At 64.5% G+C, this 6574-nt stretch carries 6 protein-coding genes; all 6 read right to left on the minus strand.

All coding sequences use genetic code 11. From position 1 onward, the window contains the following. Positions 1-126: 126 nt before the first annotated feature. On the minus strand, positions 127-594 hold the full coding sequence (locus EOA29_RS02400; protein WP_189350146.1) for an isoprenylcysteine carboxylmethyltransferase family protein: 468 nt from the start codon (positions 592-594) through the stop codon (positions 127-129). 194 nt (positions 595-788) lie between these two features. Continuing rightward, entirely contained in the window at positions 789-1727 is a 939-nt protein-coding gene (locus tag EOA29_RS02405; protein ID WP_126094695.1) for a S1/P1 nuclease, read from the minus strand. Positions 1728-1839: 112 nt separating this feature from the next. Then, on the minus strand, positions 1840-2163 hold the full coding sequence (locus EOA29_RS02410) for a DUF2934 domain-containing protein (RefSeq protein ID WP_126094694.1): 324 nt from the start codon (positions 2161-2163) through the stop codon (positions 1840-1842). 98 nt (positions 2164-2261) lie between these two features. After that, a complete protein-coding gene (locus EOA29_RS02415; RefSeq protein WP_126094693.1) occupies positions 2262-4700 on the minus strand; it encodes an FAD-dependent oxidoreductase in 2439 nt (812 codons plus the stop codon). Between the two features lie 162 nt (positions 4701-4862). Beyond that, positions 4863-5276, minus strand: coding sequence for a cupin domain-containing protein (locus tag EOA29_RS02420; protein ID WP_126094692.1), 414 nt, complete (start codon positions 5274-5276; stop codon positions 4863-4865). A 191-nt stretch (positions 5277-5467) separates the two neighbouring features. Beyond that, complete coding sequence (locus EOA29_RS02425) at positions 5468-6466, minus strand: L,D-transpeptidase (protein WP_126094691.1); 999 nt, start codon at positions 6464-6466, stop codon at positions 5468-5470. Between the last annotated feature and the right edge of the window lie 108 nt (positions 6467-6574).

Below are 6574 nucleotides of genomic sequence, written 5' to 3' on the forward strand. Positions count from 1 at the left end.
GGGAAGGGGCGGCCAAGCTATTTGGATCTTGTCGTCCGTGATCAGGTCCCAACCGGTTTGCAAACGTGCCGACGCTCGCCGACGTCGAGGAATTCGGCCGCTGTTTCGTCTTGAGGCCGCATCGCTTCACAGATAGCGGCGAACGCTGGCCTTGTAGGCGCGGTAGGGCTCGCCGAACTTGCGCTCGAGATAGGCCTCCTCGCGCAGCACCACGCCGAAATGCAGGATGAGGAAGACCGGGACGACAGCGAGCACGCCCCACCAGGTGTCGAAGATGAGCCCGATCCCGAGGAGCAGGCCCATCAGGCCGACATACAGCGGATTGCGGACGAAGCGGAAGGGGCCGCTGGTGACGATGGCGAGCGTCGGCTTCGTGGGTTCGATATTTGTGCCGGCGCGCTGCATCGTCATGCGCCCCCACGCGATGATGGCGATCGCAAGGGCCGCAAGCACGATGCCCAGCACCGTGGTCAGTGGCCGGCCGCCGATCGCGAGCGGAAAGACATGGCGCAGCGCCAGCATCAGGATCAGCGCCACCAGGAACAGCAGCGGCGGGAACACCGCTACTTCGGGATTGTCCTTCTCGTCGTTCATGGCCATTTCCGCGGGTCGACCCACACGTCAATACCGTGCCGCTACTATGCGTCCGCAAGTGCCGCGCGGCAATCGGTGATGGCGCCTGCCAGGCGCATCCCGTCCGCATCGCCGGGACGCAACCCTGTCGTCTCAGTGGCCGGCATATGCCGGCTGCGTCTTTGGCGCTGCTCGAAAAGCGCTTCGCCGGCCGCCTACTTGTCGACCGCCAGCGTCTCGTTGAGCACGGCGGCGAGATGCAAGCCGCCAAGCGCCAGCTGCTGGACGGCTTCCGGCGAGAACCTGTCGAAATAGGCCTGGTCGAGGATCACCGCATGCGGGTTGTCCGCCCTGATCGACGTGCCCCTGGGCAGCGCGCGGTAGGCGTCCTCCGCAATTGCGTGGCACGCGGCCAGCCATTTCTCCGGCGTCTGCTCGGCGGCAGGCCTCGGCGCGAGATTGGGGATGACGTCGGTCTCGAGATCGAGCGCGACCTTGCCCCAGTCATAGTATTTGAACAGGATCAGGCTCGAATCCCACACCGCGTGGAAGGTAGAGAGGTCGCGATAGGTCGAGCCGTCCGGCTTCGGCCGCGAGACGTTGAAGGTCACCGTCAGCGTGTTGCCGCCCTGGTCGCCCTGGTTGCCGTCCAGGCGCTCGACGCAGTGCAGCGGCTGCGACAGGTCGCCGACCAGATGGATGACGAAGGCGAGCGCCTGCCAGCGCTCCTCACCGCTTTTCTTCGGATCGGCGAGGATCTTTTCCTGCGCCGGCAGCGCCTTCATCAGGCAGGTGCCGAAGGTCGCGTCGTCCTTGCAGTCGCGCGCCGGGTCGTAGGCGGTGGTGCTGGCGTTCGCGTCGCCCGGCCTGGAGGCGAGCGGAATGTCGACGAAATGCCAGTTCGACGTCTCCTTGTGGTTCTCGGCGCGGTAGTCGTCAGGCCAACTCGCGACCGAGGCCAGCGAAACCGTCGCCGGCGGCTTGAGCTTGAGATGCGAACGCAGGAGCTGCTCGATCACGTCATAGGCGTTTTGGCTCAGCCTATGCTGCGCGATCTCGGCGATCACCGCATGGCCTTCCTGGCCCCAGGCCAGCGCCTGGCCGCACATCGCCATCGTCGCGAGCCAGGAAACCGCCGCCGCTTTCCAGTCCACAGTCCTGCGTCCTCGAAGTTTCGACCTCGGGAAGTACAACGCAGGCGCGTGTTAGAGACAAGCGGATTCCTTATCGAAAGGATGGTCCGGCAGTCGGTGGACTCCTCGTAAACTAGCGCCGCCGCTTCGCCTGGATGTTCCGCGCCGCCTGCTCGATCGCCGCGCGGTCGTTGCCCAGCCGGTCGAGCAACTCCTGCGCTTCTCCGCTGCTTATGCCGGTGTGCGTTGCGAGCGCCTCTGCCGTCAGAATGTCCGAACTTGAGACCTCGCGCGTTTCAGGCAGTGCGTCGTCCGCCGTCAGCGGCAGGGCCGCCTCGCGATCGATTTCCATCTCGGCTTGGTGCCAGTGCCGCTCATGGTCGCCGTGGATGCTGCCTTCGCGTTGCCAGATTTCATAGGCGCGCTGCCTGATCTTCTCGATCCGATCGTCATCCATTGCCGTGTCCTCCGTGCCTGTCACTCAACGCAGGGCAGGGCGGAACGATCCGTGGCGACGCGATGACCAGTCGCCTTGGAGGCCTTCAGGATCGCCCGTTACATCCGCGCCCTGGCTGAAGTGGGATCGTAGGGCGAATCCGCAATGACTTCGGCAGTCTTCCATTCCCCCAGGATCGCAACGTCGAGTTTCGTGCCGGGTTTGCAAAAACGCTCCGGCAACAACGCCAGCGCCACGTCATGCCCGAGCGCGTAGGCGTAGCCGCCCGACGTGATGCGCCCGACCAGCTCGCCGTCGATGTAGAGCCCCTCGGAGGCAAGCGTGCTCGCGCCGTCGGTTTCGATCTTGAGTGTGACAGAGCGGCGCTGGTTGTTCCGATCCTTATATTTCAGGACCGCGTCGCGTCCGACGAAATCGCCCTTGTCGAGGCGGATGAAACGCTCGAGCCCGCTCTCCAGCGCGTTGAGCTCCGGGTTCATGTCGCGGTACATGGCGCGATAGGATTTCTCCAGCCTGAGCGACTCCAGCGCATGCAGCCCGACCAGGCGCATGCCGTGCTTCTCGCCTTCCTTCAGAATCGCATCCAGCAATTGCCGCTGGTAGGCCATCGGATGGTACAGCTCCCAGCCGAGCTCGCCTTCGTAGTTCACACGCAGCAGCCGCACGTCGCTGGCCAACGCGACGCCGCCGGTCTTCACGCCGAACCAGGGGAACTTTTCGTTCGAAAGATCGATCTCGGTCAGCGGCTGCAGCACGTCTCGCGCGTTCGGCCCGACGACCGTGAAGCAGCCGCGATCGTTGGTGACGTTCTTCAGACTGACGCTGCCGTCCGCGGGCAGCAGTTTCGAAAGATCGTCGAAGTTCCAGCGCTCCGCGCGCGGCGTCGAGATGAGGTAGAAGCTGTCTTTCGCGAGGCGCGCCACCATGTACTCTGCCTGCACGCCGCCTCTCGCCGTGAGGTGATGCGCCAGCGTCACCTTGCCGACCGCGGGCAGGCGGTTGGCGATGATCCTGTCCAGCCATGCAGCCGCGCCTCGTCCGGACACCTCGAACTTGGTCATCGGCGTCATTTCGACCAGGCCGACGGCGTTGCGCACCGCCAGGACTTCCTCGCCGACGAACACGCCCTTGGGCGTCCAGCGCCAGCTATGCTGGTCCTTGGCCTCGACGCCCTTCGGCGCGAACCAGTTGGGCATCTCCCAGCCGTTGAGCACGCCCCACACCGCGCCGAGCTCGGTCAGCCGGTCATAGGAGGGCGCGGTCTTCTGCGGACGGGCGGCGGGCATGTCCTGCCCAGGATATTTCTGCTCGGCGTGGGTGCCCCAGGCTTCGCGCACCTTTTCGCGCGTCCAGGGCTTGTTGGCGTAGTCGCCGAAGCGGCGCGGATCGAGGTCGGATGTGTCCAGGCTGTTGCCGCCCTCGACGATCCGCTCCGACAGATAGTAGCCGATCGTGCCGCCCCACAGGATGCCGCCCGGCACGCCCTCGGCCAGCCAGACATTGGGCAGGCCCCAGGCCGGTCCCATCAGCGGAAGCTCGTCCGCCGTCATCTGGAAGGGGCCGCGCACATTGGCCTTGATGCCCACGCGTCCCAGCGCCGGGACGAGCTGCAGGGCCTGCTCCCAGTTCCACGACACTGCCTCGAAATCCTCCTCGACGAGATCGGCGCCGAACCAGGAAGGGACGCCGTCCTCGGCGAACAGCTTCAGGTTTGCGGTCCGCTCGTAAGGGCCGAACAGCAGGCCGTCGCCTTCCTCGCGTAGATAACCCTCGAACCCTTCGTCGCGCAGGATCGGCATTTCGGGCCGACCCTGCCGTTTGCGATCGATGACCTCCGGCACGGCTTCGGTGATCCAGTACTGGTGCAGGATCGGAATCGCCGGGATTTCGAGGCCGAGCAGCGCACCGGTCTGGCGCGCGTAATTGCCGGTCGCGCAGATCAGGTGCTCGCAGGTGACGTCGCCCTTGTTCGTCTGCACGAGCCACTCGCCACCGGGCGTCCGCTTGAAGCCGGTGACCTCGGTGTTCAAGTAGACCTTAGCACCCAGATCCCGCGCGCCTTTGGCCATGGCATGCGTCACATCGGCCGGCGCGATATGGCCGTCGTCCGGGTGGTAGAGCGCGCCCAGCATATGGTCGTTGTCAAGAAGCGGGCAAAGTTCCCTGACCTCGGCCGGCGTCAGCAACTCAGCTCGCATGCCCTGGACTTCGGCCACGCTCATATAGCTCTTGAATTCGTCGAGCCGGTCCCTGGAATTGGCGATGCGCAACTGGCCGCATTTGTGCCATCCGACCGGCTGCCCCGTCTCGGCCTCCAGCCCTTCATAGATCTCGATGGTCTTCCTGATCATCCGGCCGACATTGATGTTGCGGGCATAGGAGGGGATCAGGCCCGCCGCATGCCAGGTCGAGCCGGCCGTCAGCTGGGTGCGCTCCAGCAGCGCGACGTCGGTCCAGCCGCGCTTGGCCAGGCCATAGAGAATACCCGCGCCGACGCACCCGCCGCCAACGACCACCACCCGCGCATGTGTTTGCATCAGGCCACCAATTTTCGAGCGTCCGGAGAAAGACCGCTGTCGAAGCTACAGGCGCGAAAAGGCCATGTAACGACTTCAAATATTTGGGGTCATGATAAATAGGGCTTATGCATCAGTTCGCCCGGCAGTTTTCCCGACTTGGTGGGACCTCAGGCAGTCGGCTTAGCCACCGGCAGCTTTCTCTTTGACCGCTTGTGCCTGGCTTGCCAGTGCGACGGCGAGCACGATTGTGTCACCTGCGCTGATGTTCCTGGTCATGTGGCCAGCCCCCGTGGTGTCCTCGATGAGAAGCACGCTTCCGGGGGGGAATTTCCTCGTTTCGCCACTGGTGGCGGTAATCTGATACTCCCCTAGCACTGTTACGAAGGCCATACGACGCGGGGCTGTGTGAGGGACGTCGCCTTTCCAGGTCGGCACCGCACCCATCCAGAAAGCCTCCGAGGCGGGCGACAGCTTCGCGGCGTAAAGCGGTTCGGCCGGTGGCGCGGCAAAGCCAAGCTCGAGCTCTGTCTCCACATCAACGAAGCGTGATCCTCCGTCTGAATCTGCAAAGATTCTTGAGTAGCGCATGCGCATGATAGCGGTTCCTCACATGTCGATCTGCGGCGTCTGCCTCGCGCCGGTTCAGGCGTTCCCGCCCTGACCTTGGATGGCCGCAACCGGCAGTGTGGTTCGGTTGGCGATTTAGTCAAGAAGTCGCTAATATATAGCTCGAAGGCGTGCCGGATTTGCAGCAGGGGTGGTAGAGGTTCGCAACGACTGCCGTTTCACTGCGCTTGCCCGTCCTGCGCGGTCTCGTCCTTGAAGTCGACCTTCGTACCCGGCTTGACCATGGCAGCGAGGTCTTCGGCGTCCCAGTTGGTCAGCCGGATGCAGCCATGCGAGAAGGTCGTGCCGATCTTGCCGGGCTCGGGCGCGCCGTGGATGCCGTAGCTTTCGATGGAGAGATCGATCCACACCGAGCCCACCGGATTGTTCGGCCCCTTGGCGATGGTGAAGGGCCGCTTGCTCCTGACCCCTTTGAAGGCGAATTTCGGATTGTAGCGATAGGTCGGGTTGTGCACCACGCGCCGGACCTCCGCCGTGCCGCTCGGCGCCGGCTTTTCCTCGCTGCCGATCGAGGCGGGGTAGACCGCGAGCGGCCTGCCCGACGGATCGAGCACCCGCACTTGGCGAGACGCCTTGTCGACCTCGACGCTCGCGACGGCCGCTGGAGGATCGCCGCGGCCGACATCGGGCACGACCAGGGTCGTGTCGGCTTTCCTGAAACCGTTGCCGGGATTGAGCATCCGCAGCACTTGTTCGCTGACATGGAAGCGCTCCGCCAGTCTTTCCCGCGCGTTGCGGTAGCCGAGCCGCCTGAGGTGTGCCATCCTCTCCATCCGGGTGGGGATACGCTTGGTGAAAGGCCCGCGCACGTCCTTGGGCCTGACCTCGTAGTTGATCAGCACCGGGCCGGCGAACGTCGCCGCGAGCTTGTCCCAGGTCTCGCGCGTGAGCTTGCCGTCCGAGGGCAATCCGCTCGCCGCCTGGAAGGCCGCGACGGCCTTGGCAAAATTGTCCGAAAGGCGGCCGTCGATCAGGCCGGGGGAGAAGCGGGCGCGATCCAGAAGGATCTGCGCCTTGAGCAGCATCGGATCGACGCCCTTCGGTTCGCCTTCGCTGAATTGCGCTTGGTTGACAGCGTCGAGGTCCAGCTTTGTTGCCTGCGTCCCGCCGCATGCAAACGCGAGCGCCACCGCGACGACAAGAAGGAGCCTGATCATCGTGCTGCTCCTCGACAGGAACCTGTCTTTATGACGCGGCACGGCCGATCTGGTTCCTGTCGCGGAAGCGCTTGAAGATCATCCCGGATGTGCAATTTTGGCCATAGG

The sequence above is a fragment of the Mesorhizobium sp. M1E.F.Ca.ET.063.01.1.1 genome (assembly GCF_003998155.1).
Taxonomy (GTDB): Bacteria; Pseudomonadota; Alphaproteobacteria; order Rhizobiales; family Rhizobiaceae; genus Mesorhizobium.